The following is an 18,608-nucleotide window of genomic DNA, read 5'->3' as shown; positions in this document are numbered from 1 at the left end:
CGGTCGCCATCAGCTCGTACGCGCGGCGCGGCTCGGAGCCCTGGGTGCCGTACGCCTCGTCCAGCGGCCCGAGCTGGAGCGCCAGCGCGGGTGCGCAGCCGGGCCACCAGGCCGGCGTTCTGCTTGCGGCCGGCGGCGGTGGCCAGCAGGTTGTCCAGCTGGTACGGGTCCTTCGCCAGGTCGTACAGCTCGTACTCGCGTTTGCCGCCGGAACGTTCCAGGTCGTACCAGCGCGTGTAGGTGTGGCGCTCGGTGCGCAGGGAGCTCCAGGACGGCACGTCGATGAGGTACACCTCCTTGTTGTCGCCTTCGGTGTACTCCTGGAAGATGCCGTCGCGGTCGGTGACGCCGTCGCCCGCGTACTGGCCGAAGAAGTCCCTGCGCCAATCGACCGGCGGCACGCCGTCGAACAGGGGTTTGAGCGACCTGCCGTCCATGCCGGCGGGGACGGGCACGCCGGCCAGGTCGAGCAGGGTCGGGCCGTAGTCGATGGAGGTGGCCATGGCGGGGGTGCTGCCCTGCTTGACGCCGGGGCCCGAGATGATCAGCGGCACGCGGGTGGACTCCTCATACGGCGCCATCTTCTGCACCAGCCGGTGCGCGCCCAGGTTGTAGCCGTTGTCGCTGGCGAAGACCAGGTAGGTGTTGTCGTACTCGCCGGTCTCCTTCAGCGTCTCGACGATGCCGGCCACCATGTCGTCCAGCGCGAGCAGGGTGCCCATGCGGTTGCGGTGGTCGCGGTCGTTGGTGGCGGTGACCAGGGCCGAGCGTACGTGCTTGCTCTGCCTGAGCCAGGTGGGCTTGTCGCTGACGTCCTTCTCCTGGAAGTTCGGCAGGTGCGGGGTGGGGCCCCACTGCCTGGTGGCGTACCGCTGGGGTGGCGGCATGGGCAGGTGCGGGGCGGTGGAGGCGGCGTACCAGAAGAACGGCTCGCCGCCGGCGGCGGACTCCTTGATGAAGTCGGCGGACTTGGCCGCGATCACGTCGGTCTGGTAGTCCTGCGGCCGGTCACCGTACCGGACCATGGTGCCGTTCTCGTTGAGGGTGTAGTTGTAGCCGGTGTACAGCGACTGGGTGACGCCCGCGTTCCAGTCGTCCCAGCCCGGCGGGATGTGCCCGGGGTGGTCCTCCAGGCCGTTGAGGTACTTGCCGGCCATGCCGGTACGGTAGCCGGCGTCGTGCAGCCGCTTGACGAACGTCCTGTCCTCGTTGCCGTTGCCCTCGAACGCCTCGAAGCCGCCCCAGTCGCCGAAGTTGGTCAGGACGTGGTTGTTGTGCCCGTACTGGCCGCTCAGGATCGCGGCGCGGCCGGCGCAGCAGATCGGGGTGGTGGCGAAGGAGTTGGTGAAGGTCAGGCCGCTGCGCCGTAACAGCTCCTTGGTCTTGGGCATGGCCTCCAGGTAGGGCGTGGTCCGGTCGTCGAGGTCGTCGGCCAGGATCACGACGAAGTTGGGCCGTGTGTCGGGCTGCTGGGTGTTGGCGTGGACGCCGGTCGCGGTCAGTGCGGTCAGCCCCGCGGCGAGCAGGACGGCCTTGATGAAATGTGTCATGACTGACACTTTAGCCGGAGATCTGTCAGTCCTGACATTTTTCTGGTGTCCGGATGCGGACACGTGGAACAATGCCGACCATGGTCACTGCCGGGCGGCGGGAGCTGCACAAGAGGGCGACGCGTCAGGCCCTGCAGGAGGCGGCCACGCGCATGTTCGAGGAGCGGGGGTTCGCCGAGACGACGGTCCGCGACATCGCCGAGGCGGTGGGGGTGACCGAGCGGACGTTCTTCCGGTACTTCGCCTCCAAGGAGGATCTGGTTCTGGGAGAGGTCCTCGACCTGGTCGCCGAGGTGGTGCGGCTGGTGCGGGAACGGCCCGCCGGGGAGGGCCCGTACACGGCGGTGCTGAACGCGCTGTCCGACCTCGCGGCGGCGCGCGGCTCGGGGGTGGCGGTGTTGTTCACCGGTCTGCCCGGGCAGGTGTTCTCCCATCCGGGCAGGTCCGCGCAGCCGGTGCTGCTCGATCTGGAGGAGCAGCTGGCGCGGGCCCTGCACGCCCGGCTGGGCCCGGACGCCGCGCTGCGGGCCTCGGTGCTCGCGCGGGCCAGCGTGGGCGCGCTGCGGGCGACCGTCCTGGCCTTCCGGGAACTGCCCGAGGACGAACGCACGGTGGAGTCCGCGCGTGACCTGGCCCGCCAGGCGTTCGACATCCTGCGCGACGCGTGACCCCCGGCCGGGTCGTGACCTCCCGCCGGGCCAAGACGCCCGGCCGGGTCGTGGCCCTCGGGCGGATCGTGACCCTCAGGCGGGTGTGGGCCGCAGGTGCCCGGCCGCCCACTCCCGAAGGCCGGTGAGCGGGAGGCCGAGGTCCCTGGCGAACTGCGGGCGGGCAGGCTGGCCGGCCACGTTCATCCATTCGTGCGCGCGGCCCATCTCCGGCATGCCGGCGGCGAGCGCCTGCTCCTCGGTCATGTCCGGCGCGGTCAGGGGCGTGCCCAGCGCGCGGGAGAGGATCTCGGCGATCGCCCGCATCGGCAGGTGATCGCCTGCCAGCTCCAGTTCGACCCGGTCGAACCGCTCGGGCTCGGCGATGGCCGCGGCGGCGGCTGTGCCGATGTCGTCCACGGCGATGAGGGACAGCCGGGTGTCGGGCTTGATGACGCTCACCAGGCCGCCCTCGATGCCGCGCGGGAACAGGAACTTCATGGACGGCAGGAGGTTGTCCATGAAGAAGGCCGGCTTGAGTATCGTCCAGCGGGGGAAGCCGGCCGCGCGGACCCGGTCCTGGATCGTGCTCTTGGCCGCGAGGCTGTCGTCCAGCGTGCCCCAGCGGCCCGCGATCCAGCCGGGATGCTCGGTGTGCCCTCCGGCGCCGCTGACGGAGGTGTGCACGAACTGCGGCACCCCGGCGGCCCTGGCGCCCTCGATGAGGTTGACGGCCTGGGTCACCTCCGCGCCGAAGTCGAAGCTCCCGGCGGCGAAGGGGGGCATCTGCACGGAGAAGACGGCGCGGGCGCCCTCGGCGGCGCGGGTCACCGAGTCGCGGTCGTCCAGATCTCCGGTGACGAGCTCGGCGCCGAGCGCCTCGACGGCCTTGGCCCGGCCGGTGGACGGGTCGCGTACGAGGGCGCGGACGGGAACGCCGGCCGCGCGCAGGGCGCGGGCGGTGGCCCCGCCCTGCTTGCCGGTGGCGCCGGTGACCAGGACGGGCGCGGATGCGATGGACATGGTTCTCCCCTGCGAACATAAACGGCGGGGCCCGCCGTTTCCTGTGCGGTACGATACGGCGGGGCCCGCCACTTAGCAACCCTAAACGGCGGAGCCCGCCACTTAACCTCCCGGGGAGACGACGCACATGCCCGACCGCCAGCGCGCGGACGCCCGGCGCAACTACGCGCGCATCCTCGCCGTGGCCGAACAGGAGGTCGCCGCGCACGGGGCCGGCGCCTCCCTGGAACAGATCTCCCGCGTCGCGGGGGTCGGCTCGGCGACCGTACGGCGCCACTTCCCGACCCGCCGGGCACTGCTGGAGGCCGTCTCCCACCAGCGGATCGAGGCCCTGAGCGCCCGCGCCCGCGAACTGGAGTGCCACGGCGACGGCCGCGACGCGCTGCTGGAATGGCTCGGTGACGTCGTCGCCTACTGCGTCGCGGCCCGGGGGCTGGCGCCGGCCCTGGCCTACGACGGGACCGAGACCGAGACCGGCTCCATACATGAGAACAGCTGCGCGGCGATGCTGAACGAGGCGGGCGAGCCGCTGCTGCGCCGCGCCGCCCAGGACGGCGCGGTGGCGGACGGCGTCACCGTCGCCGACCTGATCGCCCTGATCGTCGGCATCGCCCTGGCGACGGAGCACCACCCCGATCCGCTCGCCCGCGCGAACCGGCTGTTCCGGCTGGCCATCGCGGGTCTCAGCCCGCGGGGCGGCTCATGACGCCCGCCCGCTCACCCCAGCCAGCAAAACGGATCAAAGCCCCGAAACTGCCCTCGCCGCTGGTCACCGCCCAGTTCCCCGAGCACGACCTCGAAGACGACGGCCTCTACCGGGGACTGGAGTTCAAGGCCGCCGATCTCACCGGCCGCGACGCGGAGGCGGCCGACTACGAGGGCTGCCGCTTCGTCACCACCAGCTTCTCCGGCACGCATCTGCGCCGGGTCGGATTCGCCGACGTGGAACTGCGGCGCTGCGATCTGTCCAACCTGACGGCCGCGATGTCGGGAATGCACCGCGCCCACGTGTCGGCGAGCCGGTTGACCGGCATGACGTGGTCGGAATGCGCGTTCCGCGACGTGGTCTTCGACACGTGCCGCGCCGAGCTGGCGGGGTTTCGATTCTCGACCTTCAAGAACACCGTCTTCAGGGACTGCATAATGGCGGAGGTCAATTTCCAGAATGCCGACCTGCGCGGGGTGCGGTTCGAGCGTTGCGACCTGACCCGCGCCCAATTCTCGCAGGCGCGGCTGGAGGGCGCCCATTTCTCCGACTGCGTACTGCTGGGGATCGGCGGCGTCACCAGCCTCCATGGCTCGACCATCAAGAGCGCCGATGCGCAGAGCCTGCTGTCCGCCCTGGCCGGCGCGATGGGGATCACCATCGAGGAATGACCTCAGGAAACCTGGGAAATGGGCGCTGACCAGGTGTCGCACGCCGACGGCGACGAAGCGCGGAAGCCTCTGTCGAGCCAGGCGGCCATGTTGACGCCCTTGCCGTGGTCGCGGACCTTGTACTGCTCGTCGCCGCTTCTCTTGTTCAGTTCGAGCAGGTAATACCAGTCCTCCGCCGGGCGGCCGAGGAATTTCCAGACGCTGCCGATGAAAACGCCTGCCAGGCATTCGGCCTGCAATTCCATGCGGCGTGCCTGCTCGTTCAGCTCTTTCTTTCCGCGATAAGGCAGGAGGTCGTAGGCGCGTCTCATGCCGGTGAGGTTCTGCACGTGGTGCCCGTATTCGTGCGCCACGACGTTGAAAAGATACAGGTCCGAGGGGTCCTTGAGGACGTCGCCGTCCAGCAGGACGAGGAAACGGTTCTCGGCGAAGCAGTATTTCGCCTGGGCCTCGTCCCAGGCGTGCCCGCAGTAGCGGCGCGGCTTGGTGATGAAGCTGATCCTCGCCCGGGTGAACGGCAGCCCCGCGCGTTTGAAGTGGGCTCCCCAGGAGGCGTTGAGGCAGCTCAGCACGGCGCTCAGGTAACGGGGGGCGCTGTCCGGCGTGATCGTGCGCTCCCGGCACCGGACGGGCGCGAGTTTGCCGCTGCTGTACAGCTGGTTCGCGGTCAGCACGCGATCACGCACAGGATAAGCGGCGGCGTGGGCCGTGGCGTGGGCCGTGGTGCTGCCGGCTAACAGCAGGGCGCTCAGAAAGGCGGCGAGAACAGCAGGAAGACGCATGATCGGCATTTTAGGAGCCGTTCGCGCCGCCCGCGTGCGAGGGGATCGGGCCCTGGCGGAAAATCGTTTGAGCCTTCCGCACGCGGTCCCCTACATTGCCAGCGGCCCCAACGCCGTGCGAACGAAGGACATGACCCGCGTGACGCCGCCTGCTCGCCTGACCTGACACGTATTTCCGCTCACCTTGAAGCCGGCCCTGCCGCCGGCTCCGCCGGGCTGCCCGCGTGCGCCCGGTCGTTCAGCGTTCGAGGCCGCGCGTAATCGGCCTCGTGTCAGGTCTTGAGAGATCATGTCTTCACAACCTCATATCGTGCTGCCCTGGGTCGTCCGGCGGACCAGGCTGCCGCTGCTGTCGCTGCGGTGCGTGCACTGCCCGTCGGAGTCGGCCACCACCGGCCAGGGCCGGTTCCGGGTCAACGCCAACGGCAAGCTGCTGCACGTGTGGCTGCTGGTCCGCTGCGTGTCCTGCGACCGTACGAGCAAGCTCGCCGTGTACGAGCGGGTGCCGGTCAGATCCATCGATCCCGCCGAGCTCGACGGCTACCACGCCAACGACGCGGGGCTGGTGGCCGCCAGGCTGCTGGATCCGCTGTTCGCCCGGCGCAACCGCTTCACCCTGGACTGGAGGGGGGCCTGGCGGCTGGACGCCCCGCCGCCCCTGTTCGATCAGGCGTGGCCGGTCCGGGTGGAGGTCGCCTTCGAGGATCCGGTGCCGGTGCGCCCCGACCGGCTCATCGCGCAGGCGCTCGGCCTCAGCAGGAACGAGGTGCCGCGCCGGATCAAGTGCGACATTCCGCTGCGCCGTACGACGAGCGCCGCCTTCACCTTCATCGTGATGGCCGGCGACTGACCCCGACGGTTCCGGCCCCCGGGGCCGGAACCGGTTCACGGCCCGCACCGGCGGGTCCGCCAGAGGACATGACAGACCCGTCATGCTCCGTCCGGCGGGCCCGCGAAGCCGGTGAGCAGCGCCTCGAGGGCGAACTCGAAGCGGGCGGTGGGGCCGCGGCCGGCGCCGGCCCGGGCGGCCTCGGCGAGCAGCGGGTACGTCTGCGCGGGCAGGCCGGCCAGCCGGCTGGTCTGGCCGGGTTCGCCGTGCGGCCGGGGCGCGCCGCCGACGCCCGCGTCGAGGGCGGCGTGCACGAGGATCAGCCCGTTGAGTGCGTAGACCATGTCCAGGGCCCGCATCGGCGGGAACCCGGCGGCGCCCAGCGACCGCAGGAGCGTTTCCATCATGCGGTGGTTGCCCGAGGTGGTCGCCGGCCGGGACAGCAGGAGCGGGACCAGGTTCGGATGGGCGGCCAGGGTGTCCAGCTGCGCGCGGGCGTAGCCGCGCAGCCCGTCGCGCCAGTCGGCGCCGTCGAAGCTCACCGGCGCCGCGGCGGCCAGTTCCTCGACCATGCCGTCGAGCAGGGCTTCCTTGCTGGGGAAATGGTGGTACAGGGCCATCGCCTTGACGCCGAGCTCCGTGCCGAGCCCGCGCATGGACAGGGCGGCCAGGCCCTCCCGGTCGGCCAGACCGATGGCGGCCCGCAGGATGGCCCGGCCGGTCAGGCCGGCGTGCTGCCCGCGGCTGCGGCTGGCGGTCATGGTGCCATCCCTCCCGGTTGACATGTTGTACGCCGTAAAACTAGCATGCCCGCAAGTTTTACGCCGTACAACTCTAGAAGGATCCACCACCCATGACCTCCACCCGTCAGCCGCGACCGGCCATCGCGGCCCTGTACACCGGACTCGGCCTCACCCTGGTCGCGCTGCTCCTGCCGTACGTCAACGGCGCCGCGCTGTCCGGCCACATCCGGGCCGGCTACCCGTCCTACGATCAGGCGCGGATCGGCACGGCCGTCACGACGTGGCTGATCTACCTGTCCGTGCTCGGGGCGCTCGGCATCCTCGGCTGGTTGTGCGCCATCTGGGCGGCGGGCACGCGCAAACCGTGGGCGCGCCGGGCGGCCACGGCGCTGCTGCCGATCGGCGCGGGCATCGCGCTGTTCAACCTGCTCATCCGGGACACCTCCGGCGACACCGGGCTGCCGCCGCTGCTGGGCTGGACCGGCCTGCTCCCCTGCCTGGCGGGACTCGCGGCCGTCGCCCTGATGTGGACGAAGCAGCCGCGGTGACCCGGCCGGATCGTCTCCAACGCGTCACTGGCGCAGATGCGCCGTACCGTCCCGGTCGTCTCCCAGGAAGGCACGATCATCGACTCTGGGCTCGGCCCGCACCCGATGCGGGTCCCCGGCGGCGGCGTCTTCTGGGTCATGGCGGCACGGTGTGGGGCGCCGGAGCGCTGTCCCATGACCGGAGCCGACGGCAGGCGGCAGCTGTCCGTCGCGGTGAACCTGCAGCGGTGGAACACGCTCGACGCCTCGGGCCGGCCGACGCCCATCCCATCGACGACGCGCCGGCCGCCCTCTACCGGGTGGCGATGGGAGCTCCCTGATCTCCGGCGGGCAGGCCGGCGGGGTCGAGGCGCGCCAGCCGCCCGGGGCCGGACACCATGTCGATCGCCACGATCCGCCCCCTGACGACCGTGAACACGATGATCGAGTACAGCGCGCCGTCCATGCTGTTGACCAGCCCGGCCGCACCGTTGACCAGCGCGGGCCGGGTGACGCACGCGAGCGCCATGCGCTGGAAGGTGAGCGCCTGACCGGCCACCGCCTCGGCGCCGATCAGCACCCGCAGGCCGCCCGCGGCCGCCTTCCCGCTGTCGCCGCGCAGCACGACACCGGGGTCGAGAATCGCCAGCAGTGCCTCGAAGTCACCACTGCCCGCGGCGGCGACGAACGCGTCCACGGCACGCCGCTGAGCGACCGGATCCGCCTCCGGCTCCGCCAGCGCGCCCCGCACCCGCACGCGTGCACGGCTGGCCAGTTTCCTGGCCGCGACCGGTGTACGGTCGAGGATCGCGGCGATCTGCTCGAACCGCAGGTCGAAGACGTCGTGCAGGACGAGCGCCACCCGTTCGGCCGGGTTCAGCGATTCCAGCACCACCATCAGCGCCCAGCCCACCGCCTCGGCCATCAGCGCCTGCCGTTCGGGATCGGCGCCCTCCCCGCTGATCACCGGATCGGGCAGCCGCGACCCGAACGGCTCCTCACGCCGCAACCGGCGCGCACGCAACATGTCCAGGCAGATACGGCCGACCACGGTGGTCAGCCAGCCGCCCAGATTGCCGATGCCGCCGTCGCCGGCCCGCTCCAGCCTCAGCCACGCCTCCTGCACGGCGTCGTCGGACTCGGTCAGGGAGCCGAGCATCGAGTACGCCACCGCCTTCAGATGCGCGCGATGGCCTTCGAACCGCCGGGCCAGAACGTCACGCTCGTCCACGATCACTCCTCAGGTGGGTTCCTACCCCGATGACGAACACCACCGGCGAAGTGTGACCCGCCTACGCGGTCACACTCCCCGCGCCCCGTACGTCATGACTCCAGCCGCGGCGACCAACCCGGACAACGCCGCGCCACACCCACCTTCCAGAAGGGACCACCCCACCATGACCACTCCCGCGCTCCCCTTCCGCCTGCCTGACATCGGCGCCTTCATCCCCGAGCTGACGGAGATCAGCACCGCCCTGTTCAAGGCCACCGGAAACCACGCGATCCCCCGCACCACCATCAGCCTGGTACATCTGCGCGCCGGCCAGCTCATCCACAGCACCTACCAGACCATCCGGCACACCGACGCCCTGCGCAAGGCCGGCGAATCGGAGGAACGGATCACCGCCGTGGCGACCTGGCGGGACGCGCCCTCCTTCTTCACCGCCGCGGAACGCGCCGCGCTGACCCTGGTGGAGGCCGTCTTCACCCCCGCACAGGACGGCGGCGAGCGCGTCCCCGACGACCTCATCGCCGAGGTACGCGAACACTACGACGACAGGGCACTCGCCACACTCACCCTGGTGATCGCCCAGTTCGGCTTCTTCCTCCCCATCGCCCTGATCACCAAGCCCCTCGTCGGCGTGTCACCGTCCTGACGAAGGCGGCCCGGGGGCGGCACGGATGACCGGTCCGTTGCTCAGCCCCCGGGCCGGCAGGACCGGCCGGCTCATCCGCCGATCGTGGCCGTGTGGTCCAGGATGCGGGCGTTGACCAGGGCGGGGGCGTCCAGGGCGATCGCGTGCCCGGTTCCGGGGACGAGTTCCACCTCGGCGGCGGGCAGTACCCGGGCCAGGCGGCGGGCGACGGCGGCCGAGTCCTGCATGGTGCTGTGTTTGCCGAACAGGATGCGCGTCGGTGTTTTGACGGCTGACAGTTCCTCGTCGGTCAGCGGGATCATCGCGGGTTGCGCGCCCTCGTACAGGTAGGTGCCGGAGATGCCGACCTTGACCTCTTCGGCCCGGTTGAGGGAGTCGCTGTGCAGGAGCCTGGCCAGCGGGCCTCGCAGCGGGGGCGGCAGCATCATGGTGATCGCGCAGCCCAGCCCCCACGCCAGGTGGGGCAGGCCGGCGACGCGGAAGGCGGCCGGGTCGAGCAGCGTCATGCCCGCCACCCGTTCCGGTGTGCGGATCGCCTGCCACAGCGCCATGTAGCCGCCGTAGGAGAAGCCGGCCAGGTAGACGCGCGGCAGGCCGAGCCCGTCGAAGACCTCGCCCAGCCAGGCGGCCTGGTCGCCGGCATCGGTCAGGGGCGCCGTCTGGTCGCTGCGGCCCGCCGTGCCGAGGGGGTCGAGCAGGTAGATGGGGTGGCGGGCGCCGATGGGGCCGCTGGCGTGGAACCAGCCGAGACAGTTGCCGCCCATGCCGGGCAGGAACATCACCGGCAGTCCTTCGCGCGCGCCCGCGCGGTAGACGCGGGTGGTGCCGTACGCGGTGCGGACGTCCAGCGGCTCCAGGGGGACGGGCCAGTTGCCGATCTCGGCGTCGTACCCGGCGAAGTAACGCCGGGCGGCCTTCTCACTGCGGAACCGGCCGAGGGCGGGACGAGCTTTCATGATACGAACGTATCACGGCGTTGATACGCCCGTATCATCAAAGGGTGCCGACAAAAGTGGACCACGAAGAACGCCGCCACCAGATCGCCGAGGCCGTCGTACGCATCGCCGCCACCCGCGGCCTGCCCGCCGCCAGCATGCGCGAGGTCGCCGCCGAGGCAGGCGTATCACTGCGGCTGGTGCAGTACTACTTCCACACCAAGCAGGAACTCCTCGCCGCCGTCCTCACCCACCTGGGCGCCCAGCTCAGCGCCCGCGTACGGCGGGCGATCCAGGCACTCGGCGAACCCGCCACACCCCGCGCCCGCCTGTACGCCACACTCACTACCCTCCTGCCCGCCGACGAGGAGAGCCGCCGCATCGTCCTGGCCTACACCGCCCACTTCACCCTGACCCTCACCGACCCCGACCAGGCGGCCAAGGGCGTATCCCACGCCAACGGCCTGCGCGACCTGGTGACCGGGCAGTTCGCCCAGGCCCGGGTGAGCGGCGACCCGGCCACCCGGGCGGCCGTGACGCTCGCACTGCTGTCGGGGCTGCAGATGAGCGTGCTCGCCGGCCAGCACACCGGCGAACAGGCCGAGGCCCTGCTGACGGCGCATCTGGATGAGCTGTTCCGCCAGCGGTAGCGGCGCGCACTCGTGCCCGGCACCTCACCCAGCCCAGCCCAGGAAAGTTTTCCTCCACGGCCGCCGACGGTCCCCTAAGATCGTTTGAACCGGACAAGAAGGAGGCCAGGGGATGACGGGACCGGAGCAGGCACCGGCGGGGATCGATCCGAGCGTGCCGAGCGTGGCCCGGATGTATGACTACCTGCTCGGCGGCAAGGACAACTTCGCATCCGACCGCGAGGCCGCCGCCCAGATCATCAAGCTCTCACCCAACGCCAGGGAGGTCGCGCAGACCAACCGGGCCTTCCTGGGCCGCGCCGTGCACGCGGTCGCCGGAACCGGGATCGACCAGTTCCTCGACATCGGCACCGGCCTGCCGACCCAGGAGAACGTGCACCAGGTGGCGGCCCGGGTCTCCCCCGGCTCCCGGGTCGTCTACGTCGACTACGACCCGATCGTGCTGGTACACGCCCGCGCCCTGCTCGCCGAGACCGCCGACACCGTGGTCGTGGCCGGCGACATGCGCGAACCCAAGGCGATCCTCGACCACCCCGACGTCACCGGCCACCTCGACTTCGGGCGGCCACTGGCCGTGATCCTGGTCGCCGTGCTGCACTTCATCCCGGACGACGACCAGGCCCAGACCATCGTACGTACCATCCGCGAGTCCCTGCCCTCGGGCAGCCACCTGATCATTTCCCACGTGACGGCCGGCGAACTCGGCGACGACGTGGTGGGCGAGGGCCGCGACGTCTACCGCAAGACCAGCTCGGGCAACGTGACCCCGCGCACCCGCGAGCAGATCGCCCGCTTCTTCGACGGCCTGGAGATGATGGAGCCGGGCCTGGTGTCGGTCACCGACTGGCGTCCCGACACCGCGCCGCTCGACCCGGCCCTGGCCGGACCCGGCGGAGCCGACATCCTCTGCGGCGTCGGCCGCGTGCTCTGACCGGCGATTTCCCACGGCTTGCCCTTTCCCACAGCTTGCCCGCCGCTTCGCCGTAGAAGGGCGCACGAGGGCGGGGTGGCGAGCGGCCCTCAGCCGCGCTGAGGGCCGCCCGCCACCGGGTGGATCAGACGCCGAACGCCGCCGGGTAGCGGATGACACCACTCGGGACCGGCCGCCCAGGGTCGAGGGCGAGCGCCATCATGTACCTGTCCTCGACGTCGAAGGGCGGGCGGATGCCGTACCCGGAGGCCGGGGTGAAGCCGAAACGCGGGTAGTACTCGGCGTGGCCGAGCACCACCACCAGGTTCTCGCCCTGCTCACGCGCGGCGCGCAAGGCGGCACGGATGGCGGCGGAACCCGCGCCCGCCCGCTGCTGAGCGGGCCTGACGGCGCACGGGCCCAGGGCGAGCGCCGGCGCGCCGCCGACCTGGCACCGGGTGAGCAGCGCGTACCCGGACAGATCACCGCCGGGAGCCTCGGCCAGCCACGACAGGCCGGGCAGCCAGGCCCGCGGGTCGGCCCGCAGCGCCTCGACGAGATCGGCCTCGTGCGAGCTGGGGAACGCGGCGAGGTTGATGTCACGGATGGCGGCCACGTCGCCGGAGCGCTCCGGCCGGGTCGTCCAGGAAAGGCTCATGGTCGTCTCCTCCCGCGGATGCAGGACGTAGCCGGTGTACTGGTAGTCCTCGCCGTGCTCGCGGCGCATGCCGATCTCGCGCAGGGTGACCGCGACCGCCTCACGCATCCCGGGCACGGCCAGGTCGGCCGCGTGAGCGCGCTCCGCGAGCGGCGTGTAGTACTCCTCGTACCAGTCCCGGTCGGGCAGCGAATGCACCGCGGCCACCGCATACCCCGCATCGCGCGCCGCGGCCAGGTTGCCCTCCTGCGTGCGCAGCGGATACGCCTCCTCCCAGAACGCGCGCGCCTCGGGCGACGGCGAACCGGTGCTCCACTCGCATTCGGTGACGACCAGCCGCCCACCCGGGGCGAGCAGCCGCCGCCAGGAACGCAGCGCGGTGTCGAAACCGATGACGTACACAGAACCTTCCGCCCAGATCAGGTCGAAGCTCCCGTCAGGGAAGGGCAGGTCCGCCATCGACGCCCGTACGGTACGGACGGCCAGGCCGCGCCCGGCGGCGGCCCGCGCCAGATCGTCGAGGTAGGGCTGATGCAGATCGACCGCGGTGACATCGGCGCCGGCCTCGGCCAGCACCAGCGACGAGCGGCCGGGACCGCAGCCGAGGTCCAGCACACGCGGGCGCGAGACCGGCGGCGCGGCCAGGGACAGCAGGTGGCGGGTGGTCGCGTCGGACCCGGGACCTTGACGGGCCAGGTTGTCGTGCAGGGCGAAGAACGCCGCCATAGCGGAGTCATGGGAGGTGTCGGGCATGGTGATGCGATCTCCTGAGGCAAGATGATGAGAGGTCGGCGGGACGCGGCCGGTCATGGCTGCCGGTCCCGGAACCTGTAGGTGGCACGCAGGTGACGGGTAATGGACTTCTGCCGATCGACGCGCTCGTCACGCAGCCGGGCGTCGGCACGTGAGGCCGCCCAGGCGTTCTCCCGCTGCAACTTGCGGTAACTACGCAGACGGCGTTCGGGCAGCTCACCCGCCCCGATGGCGGCCCGGACCGCGCAACCGGGCTCGCTGTCGTGCGCGCAGTCGCCGAAACGGCAGTGCGCGGCGAGGCCCTCGATCTCGGCGAAGACCTGCTCCAGACCGTCGGCGGCGTCGTGCAGGCTGATCCCGCGCAACCCGGGCGTGTCGATGAGAACCCCGCCGCCGGGCAGGGGCAACAACTCGCGGCGGACGGTGGTGTGGCGGCCCTTGCCGTCCTGCGCCCGTACCTCGCCGGCGGCCAGCACTTCCTGCCCGAGCAGCGTGTTGGCCAGGCTGGACTTGCCCGCCCCCGACGGGCCGAGCAGCACCGTGGTACCGCGCAACAACGCGGCCAGCGCGTCGATGCCCTGGCCCGTGGTGACACTGGTGGCCAGGACGTCCACACCGGGCGCCAGCACACCGGCCTCGGCGCGGACGGCCCCGGGGTCGGCGGCCAGGTCCGCCTTGGTCAGGACGACCACCGGCCGCGCCCCGCTCTCCCAGGCCAGGGCGGCCAGCCGCTCCAGCTTGGCCGCGTCCAGGGGCGTGGCCAGGGACAGGGCGATCACGACCGTGTCGACATTGGCGGCGAGCACCTGCCCGTGGGAGGACCTGGACGCCGACGAGCGCACGATCGCGCTGTGCCGCGGCAGCAACTCCACCAGATGCGGCCCCGAATCGGTGCCCGGGCGCAGCGCGGCCCAGTCCCCTGTGCAGGGGGTCAGGAGCGGGTACGGCGCGACGAACGTGGCCCGCACCGGGCCCGACGAGGTGATCGCCGTGCACAGGCCGCGATCGACACGGGCGATCCGCGCCGGCACAAGGCCCGCCCCGGCATGGCCGGTGAAGATTCGCTCTAGTGCGTCGGTCCACCCGTACCGGGACAGGCCGGATGGATCGGTGTGAGGATATGACAACGTGAGACCCTTGCGGTGAAGGGGCCCCGACGAGACACGGGCATCACTCCGCCTGACTCAAGGCCGGAGGAAGAAATAGGTCAGACCGGGGCCCGGGACGTGAGGTTGGTCCGGGCGCTGCGCACGGCAGCGGTCTTCACCGCGGTCATCAAACCTCACCTCCCATCCACACAGATCCGAAACCCGACGAACGGCAGCCTAGCACCCCGAGGCGGCACGAGGCCCCCTGTGGCACCCGCGAGCCGGCACCCGCGGGCGCGCACGCGCTAGAACTCGATGAACCCGTACAACGCCAGATGATTCGACTTCGTGCCACCCACCGTGTGGTCAATGCTCGAGGGCCGCACCGCGCCCTTCACAAACAGATAGTCGATCTTCCGCGACCCGGACGTGGCCTTCGCCCCATAACCCGTCATCCCCGACCCACCGAGCACCGTCGGCGCGATGTTCACCCGGTTCGCGTCGATCCCGACCACCCGGATCGCCGAGCCGTCCATCAGGCTCGTGGCATCAGCGCCAAGGTGAATGCCGGAATTCGCGACGCCCGTGGTGCCCGCACCCGCGCACGCGTTGGCGCCGTTCTGCTCGGGCAGATGCATCGTCGCCGCGAAAACCTTCGTCCCCGTCTCCCTGATCGTGAACCTGGCCGCGATCGCACTCGTCCGCTTCCACTTGTGCCGAAGGGTGACACCATCGTCGTTGCTCGGCGGCTTGTACAGCGTGCAACCCGCCCCGCCCGCATACGCCGTCCCCGGCTTCAACCAGCCCGCGCTCCAGTACTTCGACACATCCGCCGCCGCCAGACTCAGCGTGCGCGTGTTGTAGATGATCCCGTTCGTCTGCTTCTTCTTCAGATCACCGAGCGACTGCTGACTGCACTTGTGCGTGCTCCCCCACGGCTCGGGATCGTCCCAGGCCACGATCACCCCGTACGTACCCGCCGGAAAACCGAACTTCGCCGCGAGCTGATCGGCATACGCCCTGGCCTGCCCCGTGCCACGCACCTGCTGCACGATCAGCAGATCCGGCGCCCGCACCCCGGAAGTCCCGGTCCTGCCCTCATCGTCGACCAGCATCGACGTGAGATGCTCCGGCCCCGAAACCCGGGTGCAGGAACCATCGGCGTTGTTCCGGACCAGATTCTCGATGTTGTTGTTGTACACCCGTAACACCCGCTCCGCCGCCCCGACCTCGGCGGCTGTGGCGATGCCGGGGATGGCGACGAGTACGGTGGCGGCCGCCGCGAGCGCCATCGCGCCGCGCGATCGATACGTTAACGACATCGCCGCAGCGTACCGAAACCACCGGCACCCACCGCCAGCCCCTTGTTAACGTGCTGATCGTGCAGTTCCTCCAGGCATTGTCCGCCGCCCTGCCCGCCGACCGAATCACCCTCGACCCCGACATCATCGCGGCCCACTCCCGCGACCAGGCCGCCTGGGCCCCGCAAGGCAGAGCCCTCGCACTGGTCAGACCCCGAAACGCCGAACAGGTCCGCCAGACCGTGACCCTCTGCGCCGAACACCGCGTGCCCGTCGTACCGCGCGGCGCGGGAACAGGCCTGTCCGGCGGCGCGAACGCCGTGGACGGCTGCGTGCTCCTCGCCCTCGACGGCATGGACCACATCCTGGAGATCGACACCCACGAACAACTCGCCGTCGTCCAACCCGGCGTGATCAACGACCGGCTGCGCGCCGCCGCGGCAGAACACGGCCTGTGGTACCCGCCCGACCCGGCCAGCTCCCCCTGGTCCACCATCGGCGGCAACGCCGCCACCAACGCCGGCGGCGTCTGCTGCGTGAAATACGGCGTGACCCGCGACTACGTACTCGGCCTGCAGATCGTCACCGCGGCAGGCGACCTGGTGAGAGTCGGCCGCAGAACCAGGAAAGGCGTGGCGGGCTACGACCTCGCCGGACTCTTCGTCGGCTCAGAAGGCACCCTCGGCGTCATCACCGAAATCACCGTACGACTCCTCCGGCTGCCCGACAGCCCGCCCAAGACAATCGTCGGCGCCTTCAGCTCACTGGTGCAGGCAGGCCAGGCCGTCGCCGCCGTCGCCGCCTCCGGCATCACCCCCAGCGCCCTCGAACTCATCGACCGCTACTGCCTGCGAGCCGTGGACGACTGGAAGAACATGGGCCTGGCCGACCTCGGCGACGTACTCCTGCTCGGCCGCCTCGACACCGGCGACGAACAACAGGCCCAAACCCTGCAAACCTGCTTCGAACAGGCCGGCGCCGTCTTCAGCACCCGCTCGACCGACGCCCACGAAGCCGAAGCGCTGTTCTCCGCCCGGCGGCTCGCCTACCCCGCACTCGAACGCCTCGGCCCCGTACTGACCGAGGACGTGTGCGTACCACGCGGCCAAGTACCCGAAATGCTCGCACGCATCGAACGCCACGCCCGCACACACGACGTACACATCGCCAACATCGCACACGCCGGCGACGGCAACCTGCACCCGCTCATCGTCGTCCCCACCGGAGACGACCAAGCCCGCACCCGCGCACAACTCGCCTTCGAAGCGATCCTCGACGACGCGATCGCACTCGGCGGCACGGTCACCGGCGAACACGGCGTCGGCCTGCTCAAGAAACGCGGCCTGCACGCCGAACTGGGCGACAACGTGCTGGCACTGCACCGCGCGATCAAAACGGCGCTCGACCCCGCCGGCATACTCAACCCCGGAAAGATCATCTGACGAGCGGGAGCCGTACCCACCTCAGCTCACACCACCAGAGCAACCCCCAGCACCACCAGCAACACACCCGGCAAGGCGACGCCCGCCCAGCTCCACCACACCGCCCCGCCCCGGCTCAGCGGCAGACCCGGCCACCGGACCACCGTCAAAGCCGCGGCGGCGGCCAGCACCCCCGCCCCCACGATCCACACCAACGGCGGCACCACATCCCACGGACCGCCATTACGCGCCACCACCACCAGCAACAACGCCGTCAACCACCGGCCGACCGCGGACAACCGATCGGGCACCCGCCCGCGCGCCGCCGACACGGCCAGCCCGAGACCGCCGAAGGCGAAAACGACCATCACCACCATGGTCACCAGCGACAAGCCCCGCTCGCCGCCCTCCTCCTCAACGCCCAGCAGGCGCAGACCCAGAGAATCCACCGACTTGCTCGTGTTACCCAGGACAACCACACCACGCTGCGCGACAGGGTCAAAACCGACGAACGACGTGAACCCGCCAGTGGCGCCGTTATGCCACGTGAGAGCCCTGTCGCCGTACCGGGTGGTGAACCAGCCATAACCGATACGCCGCCGCTCGGTCTCATCCCAGCGCGCAGCGGCCGCATCAGCGCCAGGAGCACTGCCATCCATGACGGCCGCGACCAGCCGCGCGAGGTCACCGGCGGTGGACCAGAACGCACCACCCGCCCCGGCATTCCCGTGATCACGCCAGGGATCCATGACCAGGCCATTGCGCGCCCGGCCGACCGCATGACGGGCCGGAAGATCGTCCTGCGGGTCGATGACGACCGTGGACGCCATACCGAGCGGATCCAGCAGACCGGTACGAAGAAGATCGGCATAACGCATGCCAGAACGCTCGGCCAACGCCAGCCCCAGCAGAGCCATGCCCAAATTGGAGTACGCGACCTCACCCCGCCCCTCAGACCCGACGGCCGCCGCGTCCGCCAGCACCTCATCACGCCCGGCCACACCATACGGATTGCGACCGGTATAGGACATCAGCATCACGCCCGCAAGGAGCTGCGGCGTCATACGCTGACGCGGCAAACCCGAACGATGCGACGCCAGCTCCGCCAGCGTCGCCGGAGTCGACAACCCCGCATCCGGAAGCAGATCACGCACCGGCGTATCCGGAGACAACCCCTTCCCCGCCAGATCCGCCAGCAACATCCCGGTCATGACCTTGGCGACCGAACCGATCTCATAGGCGGTGTCCTGGTCGGCCGGACGGGAACCGTCCCCGGTGCCCAACCCGGCAAAACGCGTCCGCCCACCCTCGATCAACGCCACCGACAGACCCTCATAACCGTCCGCCCCCGCATGCTGACGCACCAGACGGCCCAGCGCGGCATCACCGGTCGCCGCCGAGCCCACCTCCGGCGGCCACGGAGCCAGCAGCAGCGCCGGTACGCCCACCGCCACCGCCACCACAACGGCGGCGACCCTCACCAGTACGCCGCCCCCGCGTGCCAACCTCACGAACCATCCCCAGAAGCCGGGCGAGT

19 protein-coding genes and 1 pseudogene are annotated in these 18,608 nt (G+C 70.7%); 9 read left to right on the top strand and 11 right to left on the bottom strand.

All coding sequences use genetic code 11. The features are described from left to right. The coding region (locus AB0I81_RS25110; RefSeq protein WP_360660701.1) for a sulfatase at positions 1 to 1,550 on the bottom strand (1,550 nt) is incomplete at its 3' end. 80 nt (positions 1,551 to 1,630) lie between these two features. Between AB0I81_RS25110 and AB0I81_RS25105 the strand changes: the two genes are divergently transcribed. Then, the gene (locus AB0I81_RS25105; protein ID WP_360660698.1) at positions 1,631 to 2,218 is read left to right on the top strand and encodes a TetR family transcriptional regulator; all 588 of its coding nucleotides are present in this window, start codon (positions 1,631 to 1,633) and stop codon (positions 2,216 to 2,218) included. A gap of 75 nt (positions 2,219 to 2,293) precedes the next feature. Here AB0I81_RS25105 and AB0I81_RS25100 read toward each other — a convergent pair whose 3' ends face one another. Further along, positions 2,294 to 3,220, bottom strand: a complete 927-nt coding sequence (locus tag AB0I81_RS25100; protein WP_360660695.1) for an NmrA family NAD(P)-binding protein — start codon at positions 3,218 to 3,220, stop codon at positions 2,294 to 2,296. Positions 3,221 to 3,347: 127 nt separating this feature from the next. Here AB0I81_RS25100 and AB0I81_RS25095 point away from each other — a divergent pair, with 127 nt between their 5' ends. Both AB0I81_RS25095 and AB0I81_RS25090 read left to right on the top strand, forming a co-directional pair. After that, complete coding sequence (locus AB0I81_RS25095; RefSeq protein ID WP_360660693.1) at positions 3,348 to 3,926, top strand: TetR/AcrR family transcriptional regulator; 579 nt, start codon at positions 3,348 to 3,350, stop codon at positions 3,924 to 3,926. Then, positions 3,923 to 4,597: a pentapeptide repeat-containing protein gene (locus tag AB0I81_RS25090; RefSeq protein WP_360660691.1), complete on the top strand. Its 675-nt coding sequence runs from the start codon at positions 3,923 to 3,925 to the stop codon at positions 4,595 to 4,597. Before AB0I81_RS25095 ends, AB0I81_RS25090 begins: the two co-directional genes overlap by 4 nt. A gap of 2 nt (positions 4,598 to 4,599) precedes the next feature. On the opposite strand, the gene AB0I81_RS25085 is transcribed toward AB0I81_RS25090, so the two are convergent. Next, complete coding sequence (locus AB0I81_RS25085; protein WP_360660688.1) at positions 4,600 to 5,379, bottom strand: neutral zinc metallopeptidase; 780 nt, start codon at positions 5,377 to 5,379, stop codon at positions 4,600 to 4,602. A gap of 310 nt (positions 5,380 to 5,689) precedes the next feature. On the opposite strand from AB0I81_RS25085, the gene AB0I81_RS25080 reads away from it, so the two are divergent. Further along, positions 5,690 to 6,229 (top strand): DUF1062 domain-containing protein, encoded by a 540-nt coding sequence (locus AB0I81_RS25080; protein ID WP_360660686.1) that lies wholly within the window; start codon positions 5,690 to 5,692, stop codon positions 6,227 to 6,229. Between the two features lie 80 nt (positions 6,230 to 6,309). Here AB0I81_RS25080 and AB0I81_RS25075 read toward each other — a convergent pair whose 3' ends face one another. Beyond that, complete coding sequence (locus AB0I81_RS25075; protein WP_360660683.1) at positions 6,310 to 6,969, bottom strand: TetR/AcrR family transcriptional regulator; 660 nt, start codon at positions 6,967 to 6,969, stop codon at positions 6,310 to 6,312. A gap of 92 nt (positions 6,970 to 7,061) precedes the next feature. Between AB0I81_RS25075 and AB0I81_RS25070 the strand changes: the two genes are divergently transcribed. Continuing rightward, positions 7,062 to 7,499 carry a hypothetical protein gene (locus AB0I81_RS25070; protein ID WP_360660680.1) on the top strand — a complete coding sequence of 146 codons (438 nt, stop codon included), beginning with the start codon at positions 7,062 to 7,064 and terminating at the stop codon, positions 7,497 to 7,499. 292 nt (positions 7,500 to 7,791) lie between these two features. Here AB0I81_RS25070 and AB0I81_RS25065 read toward each other — a convergent pair whose 3' ends face one another. Continuing rightward, a complete protein-coding gene (locus AB0I81_RS25065; protein ID WP_360660678.1) occupies positions 7,792 to 8,709 on the bottom strand; it encodes a sigma-70 family RNA polymerase sigma factor in 918 nt (305 codons plus the stop codon). A gap of 166 nt (positions 8,710 to 8,875) precedes the next feature. Here AB0I81_RS25065 and AB0I81_RS25060 point away from each other — a divergent pair, with 166 nt between their 5' ends. Then, the gene (locus tag AB0I81_RS25060) at positions 8,876 to 9,355 is read left to right on the top strand and encodes a carboxymuconolactone decarboxylase family protein (protein ID WP_360660675.1); all 480 of its coding nucleotides are present in this window, start codon (positions 8,876 to 8,878) and stop codon (positions 9,353 to 9,355) included. 71 nt (positions 9,356 to 9,426) lie between these two features. Here the strand turns inward: AB0I81_RS25060 and AB0I81_RS25055 are convergent, their stop codons facing one another. Further along, positions 9,427 to 10,311: an alpha/beta hydrolase gene (locus AB0I81_RS25055; RefSeq protein ID WP_360660673.1), complete on the bottom strand. Its 885-nt coding sequence runs from the start codon at positions 10,309 to 10,311 to the stop codon at positions 9,427 to 9,429. Between the two features lie 44 nt (positions 10,312 to 10,355). Between AB0I81_RS25055 and AB0I81_RS25050 the strand changes: the two genes are divergently transcribed. Together AB0I81_RS25050 and AB0I81_RS25045 are read left to right on the top strand one after the other, a co-directional pair. Continuing rightward, positions 10,356 to 10,940 carry a TetR/AcrR family transcriptional regulator gene (locus AB0I81_RS25050; protein WP_360660670.1) on the top strand — a complete coding sequence of 195 codons (585 nt, stop codon included), beginning with the start codon at positions 10,356 to 10,358 and terminating at the stop codon, positions 10,938 to 10,940. 112 nt (positions 10,941 to 11,052) lie between these two features. After that, positions 11,053 to 11,871: an SAM-dependent methyltransferase gene (locus AB0I81_RS25045; protein ID WP_360660667.1), complete on the top strand. Its 819-nt coding sequence runs from the start codon at positions 11,053 to 11,055 to the stop codon at positions 11,869 to 11,871. Positions 11,872 to 11,995: 124 nt separating this feature from the next. Here the strand turns inward: AB0I81_RS25045 and AB0I81_RS25040 are convergent, their stop codons facing one another. From AB0I81_RS25040 to AB0I81_RS25025, 4 genes and pseudogenes are all read right to left on the bottom strand, one after another. Next, positions 11,996 to 12,508 carry an N-acetyltransferase gene (locus AB0I81_RS25040; RefSeq protein ID WP_360660730.1) on the bottom strand — a complete coding sequence of 171 codons (513 nt, stop codon included), beginning with the start codon at positions 12,506 to 12,508 and terminating at the stop codon, positions 11,996 to 11,998. Positions 12,509 to 12,694: 186 nt separating this feature from the next. Beyond that, positions 12,695 to 13,234, bottom strand: a pseudogene (locus AB0I81_RS25035) (class I SAM-dependent methyltransferase); the annotation flags it as partial. 80 nt (positions 13,235 to 13,314) lie between these two features. Next, a complete protein-coding gene (rsgA, locus tag AB0I81_RS25030; protein ID WP_360660664.1) occupies positions 13,315 to 14,388 on the bottom strand; it encodes a ribosome small subunit-dependent GTPase A in 1,074 nt (357 codons plus the stop codon). A 266-nt stretch (positions 14,389 to 14,654) separates the two neighbouring features. After that, positions 14,655 to 15,671, bottom strand: a complete 1,017-nt coding sequence (locus AB0I81_RS25025) for a hypothetical protein (protein ID WP_360660661.1) — start codon at positions 15,669 to 15,671, stop codon at positions 14,655 to 14,657. A 56-nt stretch (positions 15,672 to 15,727) separates the two neighbouring features. Here AB0I81_RS25025 and AB0I81_RS25020 point away from each other — a divergent pair, with 56 nt between their 5' ends. Further along, entirely contained in the window at positions 15,728 to 17,092 is a 1,365-nt protein-coding gene (locus AB0I81_RS25020; protein ID WP_360660728.1) for an FAD-linked oxidase C-terminal domain-containing protein, read from the top strand. A 26-nt stretch (positions 17,093 to 17,118) separates the two neighbouring features. Here the strand turns inward: AB0I81_RS25020 and AB0I81_RS25015 are convergent, their stop codons facing one another. Beyond that, entirely contained in the window at positions 17,119 to 18,582 is a 1,464-nt protein-coding gene (locus AB0I81_RS25015) for a serine hydrolase domain-containing protein (protein WP_360660658.1), read from the bottom strand. Between the last annotated feature and the right edge of the window lie 26 nt (positions 18,583 to 18,608).

This window comes from Nonomuraea sp. NPDC050404, from assembly GCF_040655495.1.
Taxonomy (GTDB): Bacteria; Actinomycetota; Actinomycetes; order Streptosporangiales; family Streptosporangiaceae; genus Nonomuraea.
Note: the sequence above shows the minus strand (reverse complement) of the source record. Positions and strands in the feature narration are given on the sequence as shown.

Coding starts and splice junctions, on each gene's coding strand:
- AB0I81_RS25105 (WP_360660698.1), top strand. CDS start 1,631: ATGGTCACTGCCGGGCGGCGGGAGCTGCACAAGAGGGCGACGCGTCAG.
- AB0I81_RS25100 (WP_360660695.1), bottom strand. CDS start 3,220: ATGTCCATCGCATCCGCGCCCGTCCTGGTCACCGGCGCCACCGGCAAG.
- AB0I81_RS25095 (WP_360660693.1), top strand. CDS start 3,348: ATGCCCGACCGCCAGCGCGCGGACGCCCGGCGCAACTACGCGCGCATC.
- AB0I81_RS25090 (WP_360660691.1), top strand. CDS start 3,923: ATGACGCCCGCCCGCTCACCCCAGCCAGCAAAACGGATCAAAGCCCCG.
- AB0I81_RS25085 (WP_360660688.1), bottom strand. CDS start 5,379: ATGCGTCTTCCTGCTGTTCTCGCCGCCTTTCTGAGCGCCCTGCTGTTA.
- AB0I81_RS25075 (WP_360660683.1), bottom strand. CDS start 6,969: ATGACCGCCAGCCGCAGCCGCGGGCAGCACGCCGGCCTGACCGGCCGG.
- AB0I81_RS25070 (WP_360660680.1), top strand. CDS start 7,062: ATGACCTCCACCCGTCAGCCGCGACCGGCCATCGCGGCCCTGTACACC.
- AB0I81_RS25060 (WP_360660675.1), top strand. CDS start 8,876: ATGACCACTCCCGCGCTCCCCTTCCGCCTGCCTGACATCGGCGCCTTC.
- AB0I81_RS25055 (WP_360660673.1), bottom strand. CDS start 10,311: ATGAAAGCTCGTCCCGCCCTCGGCCGGTTCCGCAGTGAGAAGGCCGCC.
- AB0I81_RS25045 (WP_360660667.1), top strand. CDS start 11,053: ATGACGGGACCGGAGCAGGCACCGGCGGGGATCGATCCGAGCGTGCCG.
- AB0I81_RS25040 (WP_360660730.1), bottom strand. CDS start 12,508: ATGAGCCTTTCCTGGACGACCCGGCCGGAGCGCTCCGGCGACGTGGCC.
- AB0I81_RS25025 (WP_360660661.1), bottom strand. CDS start 15,671: ATGTCGTTAACGTATCGATCGCGCGGCGCGATGGCGCTCGCGGCGGCC.